This window comes from Kitasatospora sp. MBT63 (assembly GCF_000710465.2).
Taxonomy (GTDB): domain Bacteria; phylum Actinomycetota; class Actinomycetes; order Streptomycetales; family Streptomycetaceae; genus Kitasatospora.
This window is the reverse complement of record NZ_JAIZ01000720.1, coordinates 3531-5974: the sequence shown is the minus strand read 5'-3', so window position 1 is coordinate 5974 and position 2444 is coordinate 3531. Positions and strand designations below refer to the sequence as shown.

The window sequence follows — 2444 nt, the reverse complement described above, 5'->3', positions numbered from 1 at the left end:
CCCCGCGGCCCCCCCCCCCCGGCCCGCCGGGGCCCTGCCGTACCAGGACCAGGCCGGGGAGTTCGGCCACGGCCACGACCACGGCCAGGACCACGGCCAGGACGCCGTGCCGGTCTTCCTGCTGGCGTCCGACGTCCTGGTCCGGGCCGGCCTGCGCGCCCTGCTGGAGCGGCAGCCGGGTGTCCGGATCGCGGGCGAGGGCGCACCCGGCGCACCCGCCGGGGCCGCGCTGCACCGGGCCGAGGTCGTCCTCGTGCACGGGGCCGCCGACCCGGCGGCGCTCGGCCTGCCCCACGGCGGCGACCAGGACCGGCCCGCGGTGCTGACGGTCGGCGACCCGGAGCACGAGTCCGGGCGGCCCGGGGTGCACGGCTGCCTGCCCGCCACCGTGGCCGCCGCCGACCTGGCCGCCGCGGTGAGGATGGCCGCGGCCGGCTACCACCTGACCCGGCGGCCGGCCGCCGGAGCGGCCCGTGACCGAATCCCCGCTGCGGGCGCCGCGCCGCGCCGGGGCGGGCTCGGAGCGGTCGGCCCGGACGAGCTGACGGCACGCGAGGCCGAGGTCCTCGACCTGATCGCCCGCGGCCTGTCCAACGCCGAGATCGCCGACGAGCTGACGCTGTCCGAGCACACCGTCAAGTCGCACGTGCAGAACCTGCTCAACAAGCTCCACCTGCGCAGCCGCGTCCAGGCCGTGGTCTACGCGTACGAGACCGGGCTGCGGCAGCCCGGCTGACCGTCCCGGCGCCGGACGCGTCAGGCCCGTCAGCCGGCCGTCAAGCGCCCGGACCAGCATGTCCGCGGTCCCGTCGACCCATGGTGCGGTCGGCTGCGCCGTGCCACCGCCCCGCCGGGCCGCGGCGGACGGCCCGACAGGAGGGGAAATGATGAGTGGTGCTGACGCTGCGTCGCTGGCTCTCACCGAGGCACAGCTCGGTGTCTGGTTCGCCCAGGCCAGGGACCCGCAGAGCCCGGCCTACACCACGGCCGAGTACACCGACCTGCGCGGACCGCTGGACACCGGCCGGTTCACCGCCGCCGTCCGCGCCGCCGTGGCGGCCACCGACACCATGGGACTGAGGTTCACCACCCGTGACGACGGCGAGGTGCGCCAGCAGGTCGCCCGAGACCAGGACGACTGGCAGGTCCAACTGGTCGACCTCAGCGCCGAACCGGACCCCGCGGCCGCGGCCGACGACCGGATCCGGCAGCTGCTGAGCCACCCGCAGCTGCCGGTCGCGGGCCACGGACCGCTGTTCACCCAGGTCCTGTTCGTCCTCGGCCCCGACCACCACCGCTGGTACCAGCAGGTCCACCACCTGCTGCTGGACGGCTACGGCTTCCGGCTGCTGGCCCGCCGGGTCGCCGACGCCTACCGGGGCCGGCCCGCCACCGCCCGCCCGGGTGAACTCGCCGCCCTGGTCGGGGCCGAGCACGCGTACCGCACCACCCGGGCGTACGCCGCGGACCGCGCGCACTGGCTGACCACCTGGGCGGACCGGCCCGAAGCGGCCGGCCTCGGCAGCGGCGTCGCCGCCCCGGCCGCCGTGCCGCTGCGCCGCACCGCGTTCCTGCCGGACACCGTACGGCAGGGCCTGGACACCCTCGCCGCGACCGCCGACACCGGCTGGCAGCTCGCGGCGCTCGCCGCCGTCGCGCTGTACACCCGGCGCCTGACCGGCGCCCCCGAAGCGCTGCTCGGCCTGCCGGTCACCGCCCGGCGCAGCGCCGACGCCCGTCGCGTCCCGGCGATGCTCGCCGACGTGGCGCCGCTGCGGGTCCCGGCCGCACCGGGCTCCTCGCTCACCGCCCTGGTCACCGAGGTGAGGGACGCCGTCTCCGCGGTCCTGCGCCACCAGGGCTTCCCGTCCGCCGAACTGCGCCGCGAACTCGGCCTCGGCGCACCGGACCGGCGGCTGCACACCGTCATCGCCAACATCATGCCGTTCGACCACGCGCTGCCCCTCGACGGCCTGCACACCTCGGTCCACCCGGTGTCGACCGGCCCGGTGGAGGACCTCAAGGTCTCGGTCCGCCCGGGCCCCGACGGCACCGGCCTGCGCATCGACCTGGAGGCCAACCCCCTGCTGCACCGCGCGGAGCAGGCCGCCGCCCACCTGGCCCGGCTGACCGCCCTGCTGGAGACCTTCGCCACCGCCGACGGCTCGGCGCCCACCGCCCGGATCGACCTGCGCACCCCGGCCGAGCAGCAGCAACCCGCTCCCGCCGCCGGGCCCGTCCCGGCCCCCGGCACCACCCTGCCCGCCCTGTTCGAGGCCCAGGCCGCCCGCACACCCGGCGCCGTGGCCGTGGTGGACGGCGCGCAGCACCTCACCTACGCCGAGGTCAACGCCCGCGCCAACCGGCTCGCCCACCGGCTGCGCGCGCACGGCGCCGGACCGGAGCGCATCGTCGCCCTGGCCCTGCCCCGCTCCGCCGACCTG

At 77.8% G+C, this 2444-nt stretch carries 2 protein-coding genes; both read left to right on the top strand.

From position 1 onward, the window contains the following. A partial coding sequence (locus AA75_RS52910; RefSeq protein ID WP_368666631.1) for a response regulator transcription factor occupies nucleotides 1-736 on the top strand: 736 nt, incomplete at its 5' end. A 151-nt stretch (nucleotides 737-887) separates the two neighbouring features. After that, nucleotides 888-2444, top strand: a 1557-nt coding sequence (locus tag AA75_RS37455; RefSeq protein WP_158515633.1) for a condensation domain-containing protein, incomplete at its 3' end; no start/stop codon positions are given.